Raw genomic sequence first — 20828 nt, 5'->3', positions numbered from 1 at the left:
ATCAAAGGCCGAATACATGACCGCTCCAGACTTGCGCCGTAACTGCCATTTGCCTCTTGCCCAAGCGGGGCCGTCCATACATGACGACGCAGAGTTGTCTGCCGCTCCGATACAACTCATATGCGATAGCCCTGCGTGGACCAATGTGGTTGTTCGGACGCAGATCAAGCCACTCAGGGTTGTGGAGGATGGCGGAGTCGCCGAAGTTTCGACTGGCGAACCGCCGCACGACGCTCTAAAGTTGCAATCAGGTCGGCGTGACGTCCGGCGCGTTGCAATGACAGTCCAGCGAAAGAGCCCCCCGAGAACCCGGTTTCCCGTATGACGAGCACGACCTCCGGCCCCAATGACGGGCCGGACTCTGGACCCGATCATCGCATTACAGTGGGAGGCATCGTCGTCGATCCATTGCTGGTCCTGGTGGCGGGAAAGTCGCGGATCAATGCCGTGGTCGTGTCCAGGATCGTCGAGCGCTGCGGGCTGCGTCCGGTGATGGAGCAGCCGGAGACGGCCTTCCGCTCGCTCAGAGGCGTTCTGCCTGCCCTGGTGATCCTCGACGGCGGCACGGCGAACGCGGATTGCGCGGAGCTGATCGAACCGCTGGCGCGCGCCCGGTCGGCGGCGGGGCGTCCGACGCCGGGGGTCATCCTGCTGTCGACGGGCAATTTCGACGCGATCGACCCTGCTCGCGCCAAGGTGATCGACGCCGTGGTGTCGAAGCCGATCCTGCCGGAGGTGCTGCAACCGGTGGTGCGGCGGCTGGTCGGCGCCGAGTGATCCCCCCTTCCCTTCCGCAAATCGGCACGGCTATACTTCGCGCATCCGCAACCAACTGGTGATTGATGCCGCCTGCAAAGAAGGAAGCCCGCCCCACCGGCCGCGCGGGACGCGTCCGTGTACCCGCCTACGTCAAGAACCTCCGCGGCGTCACCGCCTGGAAGCAAGTCAGCGAATGGTTGGAATGGCGCAGCATCGAGGACATCGAATGCATCACGCCCGACCAGGCCGGCGTCGCCCGCGGCAAGATGATGCCGTCGAAGAAATTCACCTCCAACACGTCCCTGGCGCTGCCCTCGGCGCCGTTCATGATGACGATCTCCGGCGACTATCCGGAAGACGGAAACGGTTTTTCCTATCCGGAGGATGACGGCGACCTCAAGCTGGTTCCCGACCTGTCGACCCTCTCCGTCGTGCCGTGGGAGGAGGATCCGACCGCGCAGGTGATCTGCGACCTCGTCCACCAGGACGGCCGCAATGTCGAGTTCACGCCGCGCAACGTGCTGAAGCGGGTGGTCGCCGCCTACGGCAAGCGCGGGCTGAGACCGGTCGTCGCGCCCGAGATCGAGTTCTACCTGGTGCGCAAGAACCCCGACCCGGACTATCCGCTGGTGCCGCCGGTCGGGCGCTCGGGCCGGCCGATCGGCGGCGGCGCCGGCTATTCGATCGCCGGCGTCAACGAGTTCGACGAGCTGATCGACGACATCTATCATTTCTCCGAGAGCCAGGGTCTGGAGATCGACACGCTGATCCACGAGGAAGGCGCCGGCCAGCTCGAGATCAATTTGCGCCACGGCGACCCGGTCGAGCTCGCCGACCAGGTGTTCATGTTCAAGCGCACCATCCGCGAGGCGGCGCTGAAGCACGACACCTACGCCACCTTCATGGCCAAGCCGATCCAGGGCCAGCCCGGCTCTGCCATGCACATCCACCAGTCGATCGTGGACAAGAAGACCGGCCGCAACGTCTTCACCGACGAGACCGGCAAGGAAACCGAGGCGTTCCGGCATTTCATCGGCGGCATGCAGAAGCATGTACCCAACGCGCTGGTGATGTTCGCGCCCTACGTGAACTCCTACCGCCGGCTGACGCAGGCGGCGTCCGCGCCGGTCAACACCAAATGGGGCTACGACAACCGCACCACGGCCTTCCGCGTGCCGCGCTCCGATCCGGCGGCGCGGCGCGTCGAAAACCGCATCCCCTCCTCCGACGCCAATCCCTATCTGGCGCTTGCGGCATCGCTCGCCTGCGGGCTGATCGGCATGACGAAAAACATCGAGCCCGACGCGCCGGTCGGCACCACCGTCAACGAGGACGAGATCGACCTGCCGCGCGGGCTGCTGGAGGCCGTCGACCTGTTCGAGAACGACGAGGACCTGCGCGACATGCTGGGCAGTTCCTTCGCTTCCACCTACGCGGCGATCAAGCGCGCCGAGTTCGAGACCTTCATGGAGGTCATCAGCCCGTGGGAGCGGGAGTTTTTGTTGTTGAATGTTTGAAAGGGGGAGCGAATAGCGAATAGGGAGTAGCGAATAGAACGCCCGCTTGCCGAACTCGCTATTCACCTTCTACTCGCTATTCCTAATTCCTATTCGCTATTCGCTACTCCCTATTCGCTTTGGTCATGCCATACCAATCCCCCATCTCCCCCGGCTATTCCTGGTACGAGGCCACCGTCGGCGAGCGGCCGGACTATCCGGCGCTGGACGGCGACCGGACGTGCGACGTGGCGATCATCGGCGGGGGGTTCACCGGGCTGTCTGCGGCGGCGCATCTGGCTAAGGCCGGAGCGAGCGTCGTGCTGATCGAGGCGCATCGCTTCGGCGACGGCGCATCGGGCAGGAATGGCGGGCAACTCGGCACCGGGCAGCGCGGCTGGGCCGAGGACCTGGAGGCGGAGGTCGGCTTCACGCGGGCGAAGGCGCTGTTCGATCTGGCCGAGGAGGCCAAGGCGCATCTGCTGGAGTTCGCTTCCGTCCACGAGATCGACATCGACTTCATGCCGGGGCAGATGTCGGTGGCGCACAAGCGGCGCTATGTCGACGACTACAGGAAGCATGCCGACATCATGGCCGAGCGCTTCGGCTATCCGCATGTCTCCTTCATGGACGCCGCCGAGACCGCCGAGCGCCTCGGCTCGACGCATTATTTCGGCGGCACGCGCGATACCGGCACCGGACACATCCATCCGCTGAAGCTGGTGGTGGGCACGGCGAAGGTCGCGGCGGCGGCCGGGGCGGCGCTGTTCGAGAAGACGGCTTCGACCGGGATCAACTCGTCCGGCGGCAAGGTGCGGGTGACCACGGTCCGCGGCACCATCACCGCCGACAAGGTGCTGATCGCCGTCAACGCCTATGGCGGCAACCTCGAGCCGGTCAGCGCGGCGCATGTGATGCCGATCGGCTCGTTCATCGGCGCCACCGCGCCCCTGCCGGCCGACAGCCCGGTGCTGCCGGGCGGCGAGTCGGTCGACGATTCCCGCTTCGTGGTCCGCTATTTCCGCAAGTCGAAGGACGGGCGGCTGCTGTTCGGCGGGCGCGAGGTCTATGCCGTCAACGACCCGAAGGATATCCATATCCACATCCGCAAGCAGATCGCCGAGCTCTATCCGGCGTTGAAGGACGTCGAGATCACGCATGGATGGGGCGGCTATGTCGGCATCACCATGCCCAGAAAGCCGTTCGTGCGCGAGGTGATGCCGAACGTGATCTTCGCCGGCGGCTATTCCGGCCACGGGGTCATGCTGTCGAACTTCGTCGGAAAACTCTATGCCGAGACAGTGGCGGGAAACCGCGACCGGCTGAAGCTGTTCGAGGAATTGAAGGTGCCGGCCTTCCCCGGCGGCCGGCGTTTCCGCTCGCCGCTGCTGTTCCTCGCCCTCAACTGGTTCGCGCTGCGCGACCGACTTTAGCGCGGGCAACCGCCGGGGCGTCCGGGCGCCGCTCGATACCATCGATCCCGGCAATCCTTAATCTTAACAGGGGTACGGTGCCATGCACGGTTGCATCTTCGTGCATGAACGGTTTATTCAGGATGCGTCGCCTTCCTGCCACGTTTTGGTGGAAAGACGACATCGGGCGTAGAGAAGCCACAATTCTCGCCCATGCTGGTAGGACCAGTCTGTTCGGGGAGGAGAGTCGGGCTGGCTTCTCTGGTTACCGGGAAAGTTCCCGGCGTCAATGCATTCCAAAAGCGCACAACCGGGCGGAAATTCGGGGCGCGGAGAGGGTTACGTTGAAGAGCTGGTTCGGCTCCGGCAAACCGAGGGCCAGACGCGTATCGCTGGACTTGCACTACGGTGCGCGTACATCGGTTTGGAGCGAAATCGTCGCGCGGTCGCATCTGATCGTCGCAGCCATCGGAACAGCGTCGCTGCTCGGCCTGGCCGGGACGGCGATCTGGCTGGCCCTGCCGTCGGACGCCGACGGCCGCCTGGTCAGTCCCGCGGAGGCGGGGCAGCGCATCGACACGATCGCCGCAGGCCCGGAAGACACCGGGACGGCTGCCGCCTCGGCGGCGACAACCGCGCCGGAGGCCAAGGCGGCTCAGCCGGCGACAAATGTCGCGGCTTCCGCGCCGGCGCCTGCCATACAACCGTCGAATCCGTCCGCCGGGCAGTCGGGCAAAGCGGCAGCGATCGCCGATCCGGTTTCCGCGCAGGCCGCCGCGACAGCGCCGGACCAGCCGGACGAGGCGGAGGTCGAACCGCTCGCGTCCAGCGATCCGCGCTGGGTCGATCCGGCCAAGGCCGGCGGGGCGGCGAAGATGGCCGGCGATCCGGCCAAGCCGGCGGCCTCTCCCGCTCAGAACGGCGCGAGCATCGTCAACGCCTATGCCGGCACCGACGCCGCGGACCAGGGCGCCACGGCCGCCATCCCGGCTCCGAAACCTGAAGCCGAGGCGAAAGCCGCGGAGACGAAGGCGACAGCCCGGGCGGTGCGCACGCTGCGCGCCGTGACCATGCGGGCGCGGCCAAACGACCGCGGCAACGCGCTTACGACCGTTCCGGGCAGGACTGAGGTGCAGGTCGTCTCCTGCGACCGCTGGTGCGAGGTAATCTACAAGGGCAAGCGCGGCTTCGTCTTCCGCCGCTTCCTGGTCAACAACGGGCGTTAGCGGCGCCGTTCGGGTGCGTCCTTCGGGCTCGCCCGCCGAACGATTTGACTCAAATTGCAGAAGCCTGCGGGCTCGCACTTCAAGATGAGGAGAGGCGGGCCTGTACGCCAATCTTCAGCGTCGTGGCCGATTTCTCATTGAGTTTGATCTCTCGCCGGCACGCCCTTCCTCATGCTGAAGTGCGAGCCCGCTAAGCCTCGACGATGTAGCGAAAAGAGCTTTGCGGGCAAGCCTCAACGGACGCACCGAGGGTCGGTCGTCCTAAGCTGTTGCACCTCACGCCGCGAACGCGCTGGCGCCGTGGTCGGCCCGCCCGACCATCTGCCGGAAGCCGGCGAACAGCTCGCGGCCGAAGCCGTGCTCGTTGGCGCCGAGGTCGACGTCGGGCGCCGCGCGCGCCGCGAGTTCCGAGGGCGGCACCAGCACCTGCAGCAGGCCGGCTTCGGCGTCGAGCCGGATGAGGTCGCCGTCGCGGATTTTTCCGATGGTGCCGCCGTCCAGCGCCTCGGGCGTCACATGGATCGCCGCCGGCACCTTTCCGGACGCGCCCGACATGCGTCCGTCGGTCACCAGCGCCACATGCCGGCCGCGGTCCTGCAGGATGCCGAGCACGGTGGTCAGCTTGTGCAGCTCCGGCATGCCGTTGGCCTTCGGTCCCTGGAAACGCACCACGGCGATGAAGTCGCGGTCGAGCCGGCCCGCCTTGAAGGCGTCGTTCAGCGCCTGCTGGCTGTCGAAGACCAGCGCCGGGGCCTCGACGATGCGGCGCTCCGGCTTGACCGCGGAGGTCTTGATGACCGCGTGGCCGAGATTGCCCTCCAGCACCCGCAGGCCGCCGGTCGCCTGGAACGCCTTGGCGAAGGGCGCCAGCACCTTGTCGTCGCCGCTGACGGCGGGCGCGGCCTGGCGCATGACGCTGCCGTCCTCGGCCAGCCGCGCCTCGACCGTGTAGGCGCGCAGCCCTTCGCCCCAGACGGTCTGCACGTCCTCGTGCAGCAGGCCGGCGTCGAGCAGCTCGCGGATCAGGAAACCCATGCCGCCGGCCGCGTTGAAGTGGTTCACGTCGGCGAGACCGTTCGGATAGACGCGGGCGAGCAGCGGCACCGCCTCCGACAGGTCGGAGATATCCTGCCAGGTGAGCTTTATGCCGGCGGCGGCGGCCATGGCGATCAGGTGGATGGTGTGGTTGGTCGAGCCGCCGGTGGCGTGCAGGCCGACGACGCCGTTGACGATCGAGCGTTCGTCGATCATGCGCCCCACCGGCGTGTAGGCGTTGCCGAGCGCGGTGATCGCCAGCGCCCGCCTGGCGGCCTCCCTCGTCAGCGCGTCGCGCAGCGGCGTGCCGGGATTGATGAAGGAGGCGCCCGGCGTGTGCAGGCCCATGATCTCCATCAGCATCTGGTTGGAATTGGCGGTGCCGTAGAAGGTGCAGGTGCCCGGCCCGTGATAGGACTTCGATTCCGCCTCCAGCAACTCGGCGCGGCCGACCTTGCCCTCGGCATAGAGCTGGCGGATCTTCGCCTTCTGGTCGTTGGGGATGCCCGACGTCATCGGCCCGGCCGGGATGAAGACGGCCGGCAGATGGCCGAAGCTGAGCGCGGCGATGACCAGCCCGGGCACGATCTTGTCGCAGACGCCGAGATAGACGGCGGCGTCGAACATGTTGTGCGACAGGCCGACGGCAGCCGCCATGGCGATCACGTCGCGCGAGAACAGCGACAGCTCCATGCCGGGCTGGCCCTGGGTGACGCCGTCGCACATGGCCGGCACGCCGCCGGCGACCTGGGCGATGCCGCCTGCCTGCCTCGCCGCCTCCTTGATGAGGGCGGGATAGGTCTCGAACGGCTGATGCGCCGACAGCATGTCGTTGTAGGAGGTGATGATGCCGAGGTTCGGCACCGTGTCGCCGCCGAGCGCCACCTTCTCGCTCGGGCTGCACACGGCGAAACCGTGGGCGAGGTTGCCGCAGGACAGGATTGCGCGGTTGGCGGCCTGGCCGGCGGCGCGGCCAATGCGGTCGAGATAGGCTTCGCGCGTGCGCTGCGAGCGGTGGCGGATGCGCTCGGTGATGGCTTGGATGTCTTTCCTGGCGGTCATGGCGGTCATTTCCTCTTCGGCTTCCGGCGTTCCGTGGGAGGCGGAGCAGCCGGTACGGTTCACGGCGCCCAGAACACCTCGACCGGCCTTTCCGCGTGCTCCAGAACGGCGCGGATGGGCAGGTCTTCGCCCTTGAGCGCGGAGGCGAGCACCGCGCGTTTGGCCTCGCCCTCGATGTGCAGGGCAAGGAAGCGGGCGCCGGCGAGGGCGGGCATGGTCAGCGTCAGCCGCGGCTCGCCGCCGCTCGGAGCATGAACGGGCGCGACCAGCGTCTGGTTCACGGGCGCGAGCAGATCGGCCAAGGTCGGCGCATCGGGGAAGAAGGAGGCGGTGTGGCCGTCGCCTCCCATGCCGAGCACGACCACGTCGAAGGGCAGGCCGAGCGCGCGCGCCGTCTCGTCAGCCAGTTCGGCGGCCGCCTCGACGTCGGCGGTGTCGCGATATAGCCCGGCGAAGCGCGCCGCCGCGGCCCTGCCCCGCAGCAGATTTTCCTTTGCGAGCCGGGCGTTGGAGCGCGGCGAAGCCTCGTCCACGAAGCGCTCGTCGACAAGGGTGACCGTGACCCGGGACCAGTCCAGATCGCGATCGGAAAGCGTGCGGAAGAACAGCGCCGGCGTCGTGCCGCCGGACACCGCCATCACAGCCTTGCCGCGCGCCGACAAGGCCTCGGCAAGAACCGACACGACCTTCTCCGCCAGGGTTTCCGCCAGCACCTGGCGTGACGGAAACTCCCGCAGCGCGACCTCCACCTCCCGCATCGCCGTCAGCTTTCGTGCCAGGTGCGGCCGTCGCGCTCGATCAGCGCGATCGACGCCGACGGCCCCCAGGTGCCGGCCGTGTAGCCCTGCACTTCCTGATTGCTATCGGACCAGGCGTTGAAGATCGGGTCGATCCACTTCCACGCCGCCTCGACCTCGTCGCGGCGCATGAACAGCGTCTGGTTGCCACGGATCACGTCCATGATCAGGCGTTCATAGGCGTCCGGATTGCGGTCGTGAAAGGTGTCGGCGAAGCTCATGTCGAGGGCGATGTGGCGCAGCCGCATGCCGCCCGGGCCGGGATCCTTGATCATGATCCACTGCTTGACGCCCTCGTCGGGCTGCAGCCGGATGACCAGCTGGTTGGCCTGGATGCGGCCGGCATTCTCGCCGAAGATCGAGTGCGGGATCGTCTTGAACTCGATGACGATCTCGGAGACGCGCGCCGCCAGCCGCTTGCCGGTGCGCAGGTAGAACGGCACGCCGGCCCAGCGCCAGTTGGCGATCTCGGCCTTGATGGCGACGAAGGTCTCGGTCGTGCTGCCGGGATTGCCGAGCTCCTCCAGATAGCCCTTGACCGCGCCGCCCGAGGAGGCGCCGGCGCGGTACTGGCCGCGCACCGTCGACTTCGGCGCTTCGGCGCCGTTGATGCGCTTCAGCGAATGCAGCACCTTCAGCTTCTCGTCGCGCACGGCATTGGCGTCCATCGAGGACGGCGCCTCCATGGCGACCAGGCAGAGAAGCTGCAGCATGTGGTTCTGCACCATGTCGCGCAGCGCGCCGGCCTTGTCGTAATAGGTGACGCGGTCCTCCAGCCCGACCGTCTCGCCCACCGTGATCTGCACATGGTCGATATGCGCCGAGTTCCACAGCGGCTCGTACAGCATGTTGGCGAAGCGCAGCGCCATCAGGTTCTGCACCGTCTCCTTGCCGAGATAGTGGTCGATGCGGAATATCTGGTGCTCGCCGAAATCGGCGCCGATCTGGTCGTTGAGCGCGCGCGCCGAGGCGAGGTCGCGGCCGATCGGCTTTTCCACGACGATACGCGAGTTCGGCGTGATCAGCTCATTCTCCCTGAGCTTGTGCGAGATCTCGCCGAACAGCGACGGCGCGACCGCCAGATAGAAGGCGCGGATCGCGTCGCCGTTGCTGCCGAGCGTCTTCTTCAGCCTGGCGAAGCCGTCGCCGCTGACGGCGTCGACCGGCACGTAGGAAAGCCGCTTCAGGAAGGTGTCGAGCTCCGCCTCGTCGATGTCGGCTTCCTTGACATGCTCGAGGATCGCCTTGCGGGCGAAGTCGCGGAAATCGGCGTCGCTGAGCTTGGCGCGCGACGCGCCGATGATGCGCGTCGGCTCGGAAAACTGGCTCTGGCGATAGTAGAGCGCCGGCAGCAGCTTGCGCTCGGACAGGTCGCCGGTTCCGCCGAAGATGACGAAATCGAACGGGGCTACGGGGATGAGCTGACTTGTCATGGTGATTCCGTACGTGCCGGCGGCGTGTTGCCACCAATGTAATCTAATCGATTTAAGCCTGCCAGCGTCACGGTGTCACAGGCGCTCTAGCGTGGCTGGCTCATGCGCGGGAACACCGTGGTGGTGTCCTTCCAGCACGGGCGCGGTTGCAGCATAGTAGGCCTGTCAGCGCAAGCGCAAAGGCAAGCAGCGGGAAGAAGGTGGGGCAAGGGAGCACTATGGATCGCTTGAAGGACAAGGTCGCGATCGTCACCGGGGCTGCCTCCGGCTTCGGCGAGGGCATGGCGCGCCGCTTCGCCGAGGAGGGCGCGAAGGTGGTCGTCGCCGACCTCAACGCCAAGGGCGCCGCGCGCGTCGCCGAGGAGATCGGCAAGCAGGCGATCGCCGTCACCACCGACGTGTCGCAGCGCGCCGAGATCGATGAAGCCGTCTATGCCGCAAAAAGCGCCTTCGGCCGTGTCGACGTCATGGTCAACAATGCCGGCTACACGCACCGCAACGGCGACCTGCTGGAGGTCGACGAGCCGACCTTCGACCTGATCGCCGCGATCAATATGAAGGCGATCTATTTTTCCACCCTCGCCGTGGTGCCGATGATGGAACGCCAGGGCGGCGGGGTGATCATCAACACCGCCTCGACCGCCGGGCTTCGCCCGCGGCCGGGGCTGACCTGGTACAACGCCTCAAAGGGCTGGGTGATCACCGCGACGAAGTCGATGGCGGTCGAGCTGGCGCCGAAGAAGATCCGCGTCAACTGCCTCTGCCCGGTGGCGGGCGAGACCGGCATGCTGGCGCAGTTCATGGGCGAGGACACGCCGGAACGGCGGGCGCAGTTCAAGTCGGTGATCCCGCTCGGCCGCTTCTCGACGCCGCTCGACATCGCCAACGCGGCGCTGTGGCTCGCCTCCGACGAGGCGGCCTTCATCACCGGCGTGGCGCTGGAGGTCGACGGCGGCCGCTGCGTGTGATCGACCGCCGAGCAAGCTCCCGTCGGTTCGAGAGGCAATGCTGGCCGGGAATGTCTCAGGCCCTGGCATCTCCAACCGAAGCGAAAAATTCCTCCGGCCCCTCGACCTCCACCAGCTTCTTCCTGTCGATCAGCCAGAACCGGTCGCCGACCGCGCGCACGAAGCTGCGGTCGTGCGAGACGAGCAGGCAGCTCGCCTCGTGCTTCAGCAATTCCGCCTCCAGCGCCTCCTGCCCGTCGATGTCGAGATGGTTGGTCGGCTCGTCGAGCAGGTAGAAGTTGGGGTTGGTGAGGCGCAGCACCAGCATACCGAGCCGCGCTTTCTGGCCGCCCGACAGGCGACCGGCCGGGCTCTCCTGCATGTCGATGTTTATCCCGACGCCGGCCAGCAAGCCGCGGGCGCGCTGCTCGCCGAGCTCGAAGCGTCTCGAGACCACGCCGAGCGGCGTGTCGCTGTCGGCAAGGTCCGCCAGCGCCTGGTCGCCATAACCCAGCACCAGCGACGGCGTCGCCTTGACGCCGGCCGGCGCGTCTTCGGGTGAAAGAATCGCCTGCCGGATCATGTTGACCAGCCGTGTCTTGCCGGTGCCGTTGCGGCCGAGCAGCACGACACGGTCGCCCTGGCGGATCCACAGTTTTCCGGTGCGGAACAGCAGCGTGCCGTCGGGCGTGGCGACCGGAGCATCCTCCAGCGTGACCAGCACTTTGGCATGCGTGCCGCGATTGGCGAGCTTCACCGCGCCGGCCGAGCGCTCCTGGTGCGCCGGCCGCGCCGCTTCCTCCAGTCTTTCGGCGCGCTGCTTCAGCTGCCTGGTCTTCACCACAAGCAGGTCGCTGCCCGAATTGATGCCGATGTTGTTCAGCTTGGCGGCCTGCCGGCGGAGCTGCTGGGCGGTCTTCATGTCCTTCTGGAACCGGCGTTCCTCCGAGGCGTCGATCTCGTCGAGCGCGGCGCGCGCCCTCGCATAGGGCAGCGAAAAGACCTGCGAATTTTCCGGCCGCAGGAACAGCGTGCGGTTTGTCACGGCGTCGAGGAAGGCGCGGTCGTGGCTGCAGATCAGCACCGGGACGTCGCGCGGCAGGGCGTTCAGCCAGTCTTCCAGCTGGCCGATGCGGGCGAGGTCGAGATGGTTGGTGGGCTCGTCGAGCAGGAGCATGTCGGGCTCGGTCACCCAGACGCGCGCCAGCAGCGCCAGCCGCTGCCAGCCGCCGCTCACATGCGCCAGCGGCCGACGGCGCATGTCCTGCGGCACGTCGAGCGAATCGAGCACGATTTCGACCCGCCAGCTTTCGCTTTCGGCCTGCTCCGCCGGCAGCGCAGCGAGCACCGCATCATAAAAGCTCGCAGCAAGCAGGCCGGCCGGCACGTTCTGCTCAACATGACCGATGCGCAGGCCGCGCGCCCGCGTGACGTCGCCGGAAGTCGGCTCGAAGGCCCCGGAGACGGTGCGCAGTAGCGTCGACTTTCCGCGGCCGTTGGCGGCGACGATGCCGAGGCGGTCGCCAGGTTCGACGGACAGGTTGAGGTTGGAGAAAAGCGGCGCGCCGAGTGTCACGCCAAGGGATCGCAGATTGATCAGTGCCATCGTCGTTCTCTGGTCTACCGGACCTTCTCCCGCGGCCGCTCGGCGGACGCATGTTTTGGGAGGGACAGAACCGGGTGACTGTCACGATGCCGGCGCACGAGCTTGAAGCCGGCGCGGCATCACCACGAAGGGCAGACCGGAAGGAGATGCGAAGAGGCGATCGTCTCTGGTCAGCCCTGCAAACGCATTTGCAGGGCCTCGACGGGGCCACGCTGGCGATGATGCCGGAAGAACGTCACGCAGCCCTCCTTTCTCGACGGGTCGATACGGCAGTCATAGCCGCGCCGGCGCCGACATGCAATCGCGGCTGCGACCTTCAACAAGGGTCCGAACAGAGAGCGCCGCCTGGCTGGTACCTCAAGGCCGCGTCTGGCGCCCTCGTGGTTCGACAAGCTCACCATGAGGGCTGCTGGGAGGTTGCGCCAAGCGCTACCACTGATCCGCCGCAGCGACAGCAACGACAAGCGGAAGCCTATCAGTAGCCCTCATGGTGAGTGTCGAACCACGAGGGCGCCAGACGCCGGTCGACTTCTCAACCCATCATCTTCAGAGGGCTTGCATCGCCCTCGGCACCCATCCTCGGTGTGCGGCGGAAGCGCTGTTCGGTGACCTCAGTACCCCACTGGCCGCCGACGAATTCCTCGACCAGCGTGAAGCCGAAATCCTCGTAGAGCTTTCGCGCCGCCTCGAGACCGCGCAAGGTCCACAGGTCGACGTGGCGGAATTGCCGGCGGTCGCAGAAGGCGATGGCTTCGGCGAGCAGCCGCCTGCCGACACCCAGCCCGCGCAAGGCATCGTCCATGACGAACCAGCGCAGATGACCGGCGCCGTCGCCCAGGTCCTCGCCGTCGATGGCGACGCTGCCCATCACCCGGCCATCCCGCAGCGCCACCCACAGCCCGTTCGCCGGCCGGTCGAGCCGTTCCGAGAACTCCGCCATCCCGCTGGCGACCTTCGCCTCGAAGAAGCGGCCGAAGCCATAGGGTTCGACATAGTAGCGGCCGTGCATCTCGGCGACGCGGCCGATGACGCCCGGCACGTAGCCGGCGACGATGTCGACGCCGGATGCCCCAGCCTGGCCGCCCTCCCCCCGGCGCGCCGCGGCCAGCGCGTCCGCATAGGCGCCGAGGCCGGCGACGACGGTCCGCCGCTGTTCCTGCGACAGATGGCCGAAGGCGCCGGAAACCTGGCCGTGGCCGAAACTGTCGATGCGCTCCAGCATCTTTCGGCCGCGACCGGTCAGCGACAGGATCTTCGAGCGGGCGTCGTCGGGATTCTCGCGCTCCTCGATCTCACCGGAATCGACGAGCTTGCGCAGCAGGCGGCTGACGCTCGACTTTTCCAGATCGAGGATTTCGCCGAGCGCGGCCGCCGTCAGCTTTCCACGGGCGCCGATCTCGATCAGCGCATGCACCGCCGATATCGGCAGGCCGGTGGCGCCGACCGTGGGCTTCATGAAGCCGAGCTCGCGCACGATGCGGCGCGAGGCGTCGCGAACCTTTTCGATCGGTGACGTTTCCCTGGCGTGGATCATGGCCGCTTTCCTTTCCGGTTTTTAGTTGTATCATACAACTTTATCGATGCAAGCCGTAGCGGCAAGGGAGCGGATGATGGCCGTCATAGAGCAAAGCGCGAGCATGCCCGGCGGGCGCGGAAAGCTGGCGGGCGACGTCTGCCTGGTGACCGGCGGAGGCAGCGGCATCGGCCGCGCCGCGGCGTTGCGGATGGCGGCCGAGGGTGCGGCGTCGATTGTCGTGGCCGGCCGCCGCGCCGAGGTTGGCGAAGCGGCGGCGGCCGCCTGCCGCGCGGCTGGAGCCGAAGCCCTGTTCGTGCCGGCCGACGTGACCGACGAAGCCGATGTCGCAAGGCTGCTGCGCACCACGGTCGAGCGGTTCGGGCGGCTCGACGTCGCCTTCAACAATGCCGGCCACCAGGAGCGGCGGCAGCCGCTCGAGGAGCAGACGGCGCAAACCTTCGACGCCGTGTTCGACACCAATGTCCGCGCCGTGTTCCTGTGCCTGAAGCACCAGCTCGCCGTCATGCTGGCGCAGGGCGGCGGCCGCATCGTCGTCAACGCCTCGGTCAGCGGCGTGCGCAATCCCAATCCCGGCTTCGCGCTCTATTCGGCGTCCAAGGCCGCCGTGATCTCGCTGACCCGCTCGGCGGCGATGGAATGCGCGCCGCGCGGCGTGCGCATCAATGCGGTGGCGCCGGGCCGGGTGGTGACCGACATGATGGTCACGGCCGCCGGCGGCACCGGCGGCCTCGACGCGGTCGCCGCCGGCCTGCCGCTGCGCCGCATGGGCCGGCCGGAGGAGGTGGCGGAAGCGGTGGTCTGGCTGGCGTCGCCGGAGTCGGCCTATGTGGTCGGCCATGTGTTGGCTGCGGATGGCGGGTTCCTGGCGGCGTAGGACCGCAAGGCGGGCAGGCAGGCGCATGTGAGTCTACCCCCACCCCTAACCCCTCCCCACAAGGGGGAGGGGAATGCTGCTGCGTCCCGCCAGGCGGCAATCGTCAACGGTTTCGCGCGGCGTAGCGGCCGCAAGATCCCCCTCCCCCTTGTGGGGAGGGGTTAGGGGTGGGGGTTCAAGGCAGTCGATTTGCTCGCCAGTTGCCCTAGCCTCGATGGTGTGCCTCAGAGGGGCGGACGGCGCGAACAAAAGCTGACGAGTCAAACCCAGGTGCCGTCGATACGATCCGGCGACCCTCTCAATACGTCGTCCGCCTTTCCTCGCTCGGCGGGCGGCCGAATTGCAGGCGATAGCTCTGGGCGAAATAGGAATGCGAGGTGAAGCCGGTGGCGATGGCCACGTCGAGGATGGGCATGTTGGTCTGGCGCAGCAGCTCTCGCGCCCGCTCCAACCGCAGGCGCATGTAGTAGCGGCCGGGCGTGACGCCGAGATGGCGCAGGAACAGCCGCTCCACCTGGCGCACCGACAGGCCGGCGGACTTGGCGAGCTCGACCGCCGAGAACGGCTCGTCGAGATTGTCGGCCATCAGCTCGGCGATCTTCTTCAATTTCTCCGACTTGCCGGAGAGGTCGCGCTCCGGCCCGACCCTCTGGCGGTCGCCGGCCGAGCGGATGCGCTCGTGCTGGAACTGGTTGGCCACCCCGTTGGCGATGTTGACGCCATGATCGCGGCGGATGATCTCCAGCATCAGGTCGATCGAGGTGGTGCCGCCGGCGCAGGTGTAGCGCTTGCGGTCGATCTCGTAGACGTTTCCGGTGCACTGGATGTGCGGGAACTTTTCCATGAAGCCGGCGCGGTTCTCCCAGTGGATGGTGCAGCGGTGCCCCTCCAGCTGCCCGGCCTCCGCCAGAAGGTAGGAGCCGACCGACAGCGCGCCGAGCGCGCCGCCGCGCCGGCCCAGGCTGCGCAGGGCGGCCAGCACCTTGCTCTTGCCCGGGAATTCGGTGGTCAGGCCGACGCAGACGAACAGGATGTCGACCGGTGGCAGGTCGGCGACGCTGTAATCGATCTTGAGCGGCAGGCCGTTTGAGGCCATGACGGCATCGCCGTCGGCCGAGACCGTGGTCCAGCCATAGACGTCGCGGCCGAGCAGACGGTTGGCCGAGCGGAAGGCGTCGATGGCCGCGGCAAGCGAGAACATCGAGAACTTGTCGACCAGCAGGAAGCCCAACTGCCGGCCGGCTTGTGGATCGTCGGTCATGGCCGGCCTTCTACAGAAACGCCCTCTCGGCGCAAGGCATGGTAGAGAGCGAGTAGGGAATAGCGAATAGCGAATAGGATTTATGCGTTCTTACTATTTACTATTTACTATTCGCTATTCGCCACTCGCTATTCGCCGTCAGAACGCCGGCCTAGGCCGGCCCGCGGCGAGGCTGGCCGAGACCAGGGTGTTGGCCATCAGCAGCGCGATCGTCATCGGCCCGACGCCGCCAGGTACCGGCGTGATGGCGCCGGCCCTCTCCGCCGCCTCGCCATAGGCGACGTCGCCCACCAGCCGCGTCTTGCCCTCGCCCTTCTCGGGCGCTGCGATACGGTTGATGCCGACGTCGATCACCGTCGCACCCTCTTTCACCCAGTCGCCGCAGATCATCTCGGGCTTTCCCACCGCAGCCACCAGGATGTCGGCGCTCCGGCAGAGAGCCGCCAAGTCCTTGGTGCGGCTGTGGGCGATGGTCACGGTGGCGTTGGCGGCGAGCAGCAGATTGGCCATCGGCTTGCCGACGATGTTGGAGCGGCCGACCACCACGGCATTCAGCCCGGACAGATCCTTGCCGCGCACCCGCTCGATCAAAAGCATGGAGCCGGCCGGCGTGCACGGCACGAAGGCGGTGGCGAGCTCGCCGGTGCCGAGCTTTCCGACATTGACGAAATGAAAGCCGTCGACGTCCTTGTGGGGCGAGATCGTCTGGATGATGCGGCCGCTGTCGATATGCTCCGGCAGCGGCAGTTGCACGAGAATGCCGTGGATGGCCGGATCGGCGTTGAGCGTCTCGATGAGAGCGACCAGCTCGGCCTCAGCCGTGTCGGCCGGCAGCGTGTGCTGGACCGAGTGGAAACCGCACTCCTTGGCCTTCTTGCCCTTCGAGGCGACATAGACCTGGCTGGCCGGATCCGCGCCGACGATGACCACGGCCAGCCCCGGGACGATGCCGGTCCCGGCCCGCAGCTCCGCCGCCAGCCGCTTCACCCGCCCGACCACATCCTCCGCGACCGCCTTGCCGTCGATGATATCAGCCATGATTCCGCTCCCGACACGCGACTGCGGCAGGCATAGTCAACAACGGCACCGGCGCGATTTCGCCAAAGCGGCGCGGGGTGCCGCAATCCTGCTACGGCCGGACTTCGCGCGTTCAGAAATAGCGGCGGCGCGAACGGGAATCGGCAAGCTCGCGGATGGCCTCGCGGAACTCGCGCAGGCTGGAGCGGATCTCGTCGATGGACGATTGCGCATCCACCGGCGCTTGCGGGTGAGCCGCCTGCGGTTGCTGCGGCGCCTGCGGCTGCTGCCCCGGCATCGGCTGCGCGTAATAAGGCTGGGCATAGCCCGGCTGCGGCGCGTAGTGCTGCGGCGGATAGGGCGGCGCATAACCGGCCGGCGGCTGCGGCCAGGCCGGCTGGGCGGCATAGGGCATGGCGGCGGGCTGCTGCGCCGGCATGGGCTGCGCGTAGTAAGGCTGGGCATAGCCCGGCTGCGGCGCATAATGCTGCGGCGGATAGGGCGGCGGCGCATAGCCGGCCGGCGGCTGCGGCCAGGCCGGCTGGGCGGCATAGGGCACAGCGGCGGGTGCCGGCTGCTGCGCGGGATCGTAGGGAGCATGCGGCATCGGATAGGGGTGCATGGCGGTGTCTTTCGGTGAGACGGGGGACGGTTCGGTCTGGTCGGCTTCGGCAAAGGGTTCCGACGGTGGCCGGTCGGCGGAGACAGGCTCCGGCGCGGAAGCCAAGGCGTTCCGGCCATCATCGGCCAGCCCGCCGTCGTCCTGGTCGAACATGGTCGCGGTGCTGCCGCGGCGCCACGATCGGGCGGGCCGGCGGCCGCGCACGCGGTCGCGCAGCGCCTCCGCCGTGCCGCGCAGGCCGCCCATGCCGACACCGGCCATCAGGCCGAGCAGAGCGCCGGCCATGGCGATGGTGCTGCGCGACGGCGGCTCGGATTCGAGCGGCGGAAAGGCCTTCGAGATGACGCTGATGTTGGCGCTGTTGATGCCCTGCTGCTCGCCGGTCTCGCGCGCCCTGAGCAGGAACGCCTCGTAGACCGCGCGCTTGGCGGTGGAGTCGCGCTCGAGCTCGCGCAGCGTCACCAGCTCGTTGCTGAGACTGCCCTGACGCACCTTGAGCTGGGCCAGCCGCGCGGACAGCTCCTGCTCGAGCTGCACGGCGCGCCTGAGCTCGGTCTGGGTCGAGGTGGAGATCCGCCTGATCTCCGCATCGATGAGGCCACGCGCGCCGCTGAGCTGCGATTCGACGGCCTGAAGCTGCGGATGCCTGGGGCCGAGCCGCACGGCCATTCTGTCGGCCTCGCCCTTCAGCGCGGAATACTGCGCCCGCAGCTCCTGCAAGGTCGGCGAGGCCAGCTCTTCCGGCAGCGCCCCTCCGAGGACCGCGTCGGCGTTGACGTCGCGCGTCGAGGCCGCCCTGGCGTTGAGCTCCAGCGTGCGGGCGCGCGCCGTCGACAGCTGGTCGTTGAGTTTCAGGATCTCGTCGTCGGTGATCAGCCGGCCCTGGGCGTCGATGAGGTCGTTCTCGGCCTTGAAGGCCTCGACCTTGCGCTCCGCCGCCTCGACGCCGGCGCGCAGCTCGTCGAGCTTGGAGGTGAGCTCGCCTGCCGCCCGCCCTGCGGCATTCGACTGGAGCTGGCCGTAGCTCTCCAGGAACACCTCCGTCATGGTATTGGCGATCAGCGCCGATTTCTCGGGGCTCTGGGTGGTCGCCGCCACGACGATGACGAAAGTCTTGCCGCGGCGCTCGATCGACAGCGACTTCGCCAGATTGATCGAGGCCAGCGCATGGCGGCGGCCCGGATCGTCCTCGCCGTCGCGGGGGAAGATCAGCGAGCGCGCCGACGAGATCAGGCTACCCAGGCTGACGCCGCCGCCCTGGCCGTTGAACTCGGGATCCTCCGCGAGGTTCAGCCGTTCCACCACCTTGGCAATCACGGTGCCGGAGGTCAGGATGCGCACCTGGTTCTCGACGATCGCCAGCGTCGCTTCGTTGGAGATACCCGACTGCGTCAGCTCGCGCTCGACCAGATTGAGGTCGCGGGGATCGGCCAGCAGTTCGGCCGACGAATAATACATCTTCGGCGTGTTGAGCGCGATCAGCACGCCGAGCAGGGCGCCGATGACGGTCGTCGCCACGATCAGCCATTTCGACCGCATGATGCCCGCAAGCACGATGGCCGGGTCGATCAGCGGCTGCCACAGGCCGGCGGCCTCGGCGGCTTCGGCCGGAGCGAGCGGCTCGACAGCCTGCCACCCCGGCTCCGGTGGCTCGCGGCGCGGTGCAACGGCCTCGGCGCGGGCCGGCTCGGCAGCCGCGGGCATCTGCTGGACGGCGGGGCGTGCGACCGGCTCGCCACCACCGGCGGGCCTTTCCGCCACGGCGGCGCGTTTCGGTTCCGCATCGTGTTTCGGCTGGGCATCGCGCCAGGACGACACCGCTGGTGCCGGGGCCGGCACGGCAGGCGCGGGTTCCGGCGCCGGGCGCGGCGGAGCGGGCTTCAGAAGAGACGGCTCGGCCTTCACGGGAAAAGGGCCGGACGGCGACGGCTCCGCCGGGACCGCCTCCAGCGCATGCAGCAGCGGCGTGTCGCGCGCGTTCCGGCGCGCACGTGCCAGGCGGTGCCGGGTGACGGCGTCCTTCTCGGCGCGGACCTCGGCGATGGCACGCGCCAGTCGCGACGGTTCGGCCGCCGGCTCCTCGCGCAGCGCATCGCCGAGCGACAGCAGCGACCGCTCGCGCCCGGGAGAATCACTGTCGTCGTTGTACAGCATGAATTGTGCGCTTTTTCATTCGGCCGGCGGAACGGATGGTCGATCCGTTAAGGGACGTTAAAGCGACATGGGAAACAAATCGTTAACCGCCCGCAATCTGCGGTAGCAAAAATAGGCAAATAGTCCTACAGAGCCCCCATCAAGAACCCCAAGCTCCATACCGCAGGTGCTTGATCTTGCGTATGTCTTTGTCCCGAAACCACCGCCTGCCGTCGGCTGCATGCGTCGGAGCGGCCGCCGCGGCCGAGTTTGCAAGAACGGCAAGTTAATCATTCGAGGCTAGCCTCGCAGGCAATGGCCGGTTCCGTGGAGAGCTCGCGAAGGCGCACCCTGTCGCGCGTGGCGGCGCTCCTGTCGGAGCGCAGGGGCCTGCTGCGCGACTATATGGCGGCGATCAGCGGCGCCGGCGGGCGGCTGGTGTTCTCGCTGGCCTATTTCGTCTTCCTGGCCAACACGCTGTCGCTCGCCGACTTCGGCGTGTTCGCCACGGCATCCGCCGCCGGCGTCATGCTGTCGCGCATCCTCGGCTTCGGCTTCATCTCCACGCTCTACCGGGTGGCGACCGTCAAGCCGCGGCTGATCGGCACCTTCACCGCCGGCTTCCTGCTGATGGCGGTCTTGTCGCTGCCGCTGCTGGCTGCCGGAAGCTGGCTGGTGCATGCGCTGTTCTTCGGCGCCACGCTGGCGCTGCCGATCTTCGCCGCCGTCATCGTCGCCGAGGCGCTGCTGTGGCGGCCGGTCGAGCTGGCGATCATCGTCAACAACGGCCTCGGCGCCTTCGGCCGCGCCTCGCTGCTCACCATCCTCGGCACGGCCATGCGCGCGCTGGCCGCCACGCTGTTCATGCTGCAGGCCGACGCCTCGCTGGCACACTGGTCTCTCTGGTATCTCGGCGCCAATGCGCTGGTGGCGGCGATCGCCTTCGGCTTCTTCTACCCGCGCCAGCGGCTGCGTTTCGAGCCGCGCCTCTACTGGCGCCGGCTGTCCGACTCGCTGGCGATCGCCGGCGCCGAGATCCTGTTCTACCTGCAGATGGAATTCGACAAGTTCATTGTGCTCGCGATGGGCGGCGCGCAGCTTGCCGGCATCTATGCCGTCATCATGCGTCTGGTCGACCTGACGGCGATCCCGATCCGCACCTTCACCATGATGCTGGTGCAGAAGATGATGCGCACGCCCGCCATGCTGTCCAGCCTGAAGCTGCGCGGCGGCATCGAGCTTGCCGTGTTCTGCGTCTCCACCGCCGCGCTCTGCGCGCTGGCGCTGGTGCTGCACTTCTTCCCCAACGCGCTCGGCCGCAACATCGCGCAGACGGCCGGGCTGGTCATCCTCGCCTTCGCCATTCCCGGCGCCCGCAACCTCGTCGAATACCAGGCCGAGCTGCTGTTCGCGCGCGGGCAGACGGTGCTGCGGGCCGTCAACCTGGCGCTGCTGGGGGCCGCCAAGGCGCTGCTGCTGGCCTTCGCCCTGTCGGCGACCAGCAATGCCGGCGACCTGATCTGGTCGCTCAACGGCGTCTTCGCGCTGCTCTATCTTGTATCGGCCGCCCTCACCTATTCGGCGCTGCGGCTGCCCGCCAAGCGCGCCTGA

15 protein-coding genes are annotated in these 20828 nt (G+C 67.7%); 7 read left to right on the top strand and 8 right to left on the bottom strand.

Features of this window, described 5'->3' with window-relative positions:
- Nucleotides 1-321 precede the first annotated feature (321 nt).
- From C7I84_RS27350 to C7I84_RS27335, 4 genes are all read left to right on the top strand, one after another.
- Nucleotides 322-777, top strand: coding sequence for a response regulator (locus C7I84_RS27350; protein ID WP_245428636.1), 456 nt, complete (start codon nt 322-324; stop codon nt 775-777).
- Nucleotides 778-842: 65 nt separating this feature from the next.
- Nucleotides 843-2276 (top strand): glutamine synthetase family protein, encoded by a 1434-nt coding sequence (locus tag C7I84_RS27345; RefSeq protein WP_106775381.1) that lies wholly within the window; start codon nt 843-845, stop codon nt 2274-2276.
- A 125-nt stretch (nt 2277-2401) separates the two neighbouring features.
- A complete protein-coding gene (locus C7I84_RS27340) occupies nt 2402-3688 on the top strand; it encodes an NAD(P)/FAD-dependent oxidoreductase (protein ID WP_106775380.1) in 1287 nt (428 codons plus the stop codon).
- 323 nt (nt 3689-4011) lie between these two features.
- Nucleotides 4012-4893, top strand: a complete 882-nt coding sequence (locus tag C7I84_RS27335; RefSeq protein WP_106775379.1) for an SH3 domain-containing protein — start codon at nt 4012-4014, stop codon at nt 4891-4893.
- A 276-nt stretch (nt 4894-5169) separates the two neighbouring features.
- Here the strand turns inward: C7I84_RS27335 and edd are convergent, their stop codons facing one another.
- From edd to zwf, 3 genes are read right to left on the bottom strand one after another with little or no spacing between them, the layout of a single operon-like run.
- Nucleotides 5170-6999, bottom strand: a complete 1830-nt coding sequence (gene edd, locus C7I84_RS27330) for a phosphogluconate dehydratase (RefSeq protein WP_207771081.1) — start codon at nt 6997-6999, stop codon at nt 5170-5172.
- Nucleotides 7000-7049: 50 nt separating this feature from the next.
- Nucleotides 7050-7739: a 6-phosphogluconolactonase gene (gene pgl, locus C7I84_RS27325; RefSeq protein ID WP_425351412.1), complete on the bottom strand. Its 690-nt coding sequence runs from the start codon at nt 7737-7739 to the stop codon at nt 7050-7052.
- A gap of 14 nt (nt 7740-7753) precedes the next feature.
- A complete protein-coding gene (gene zwf / locus C7I84_RS27320) occupies nt 7754-9220 on the bottom strand; it encodes a glucose-6-phosphate dehydrogenase (protein ID WP_106775377.1) in 1467 nt (488 codons plus the stop codon).
- Nucleotides 9221-9438: 218 nt separating this feature from the next.
- Between zwf and C7I84_RS27315 the strand changes: the two genes are divergently transcribed.
- Nucleotides 9439-10188, top strand: coding sequence for an SDR family oxidoreductase (locus tag C7I84_RS27315; protein WP_106775376.1), 750 nt, complete (start codon nt 9439-9441; stop codon nt 10186-10188).
- Between the two features lie 55 nt (nt 10189-10243).
- Here C7I84_RS27315 and C7I84_RS27310 read toward each other — a convergent pair whose 3' ends face one another.
- Together C7I84_RS27310 and C7I84_RS27300 are read right to left on the bottom strand one after the other, a co-directional pair.
- Complete coding sequence (locus C7I84_RS27310) at nt 10244-11773, bottom strand: ABC-F family ATP-binding cassette domain-containing protein (protein ID WP_106775375.1); 1530 nt, start codon at nt 11771-11773, stop codon at nt 10244-10246.
- A gap of 532 nt (nt 11774-12305) precedes the next feature.
- A complete protein-coding gene (locus C7I84_RS27300) occupies nt 12306-13307 on the bottom strand; it encodes a bifunctional helix-turn-helix transcriptional regulator/GNAT family N-acetyltransferase (RefSeq protein ID WP_106775373.1) in 1002 nt (333 codons plus the stop codon).
- 76 nt (nt 13308-13383) lie between these two features.
- Here C7I84_RS27300 and C7I84_RS27295 point away from each other — a divergent pair, with 76 nt between their 5' ends.
- Entirely contained in the window at nt 13384-14184 is an 801-nt protein-coding gene (locus C7I84_RS27295) for an SDR family NAD(P)-dependent oxidoreductase (RefSeq protein WP_106775383.1), read from the top strand.
- Between the two features lie 298 nt (nt 14185-14482).
- Here the strand turns inward: C7I84_RS27295 and C7I84_RS27290 are convergent, their stop codons facing one another.
- The 3 genes from C7I84_RS27290 to C7I84_RS27280 all read right to left on the bottom strand — a co-directional run bounded on the left by C7I84_RS27290 (nt 14483) and on the right by C7I84_RS27280 (nt 19238).
- On the bottom strand, nt 14483-15445 hold the full coding sequence (locus tag C7I84_RS27290; RefSeq protein ID WP_106775372.1) for a GlxA family transcriptional regulator: 963 nt from the start codon (nt 15443-15445) through the stop codon (nt 14483-14485).
- Between the two features lie 138 nt (nt 15446-15583).
- On the bottom strand, nt 15584-16483 hold the full coding sequence (gene folD, locus C7I84_RS27285) for a bifunctional methylenetetrahydrofolate dehydrogenase/methenyltetrahydrofolate cyclohydrolase FolD (protein WP_106775371.1): 900 nt from the start codon (nt 16481-16483) through the stop codon (nt 15584-15586).
- Nucleotides 16484-16595: 112 nt separating this feature from the next.
- Nucleotides 16596-19238: a GumC family protein gene (locus C7I84_RS27280; protein WP_106775370.1), complete on the bottom strand. Its 2643-nt coding sequence runs from the start codon at nt 19236-19238 to the stop codon at nt 16596-16598.
- A gap of 294 nt (nt 19239-19532) precedes the next feature.
- Between C7I84_RS27280 and C7I84_RS27275 the strand changes: the two genes are divergently transcribed.
- Nucleotides 19533-20828 carry a lipopolysaccharide biosynthesis protein gene (locus C7I84_RS27275; protein ID WP_106775369.1) on the top strand — a complete coding sequence of 432 codons (1296 nt, stop codon included), beginning with the start codon at nt 19533-19535 and terminating at the stop codon, nt 20826-20828.

It is taken from the genome of Kumtagia ephedrae (assembly GCF_003012745.1).
Lineage (GTDB): Bacteria > Pseudomonadota > Alphaproteobacteria > Rhizobiales > Rhizobiaceae > Kumtagia > Kumtagia ephedrae.
This window is presented reverse-complemented; position numbering and strand designations above follow the sequence as displayed.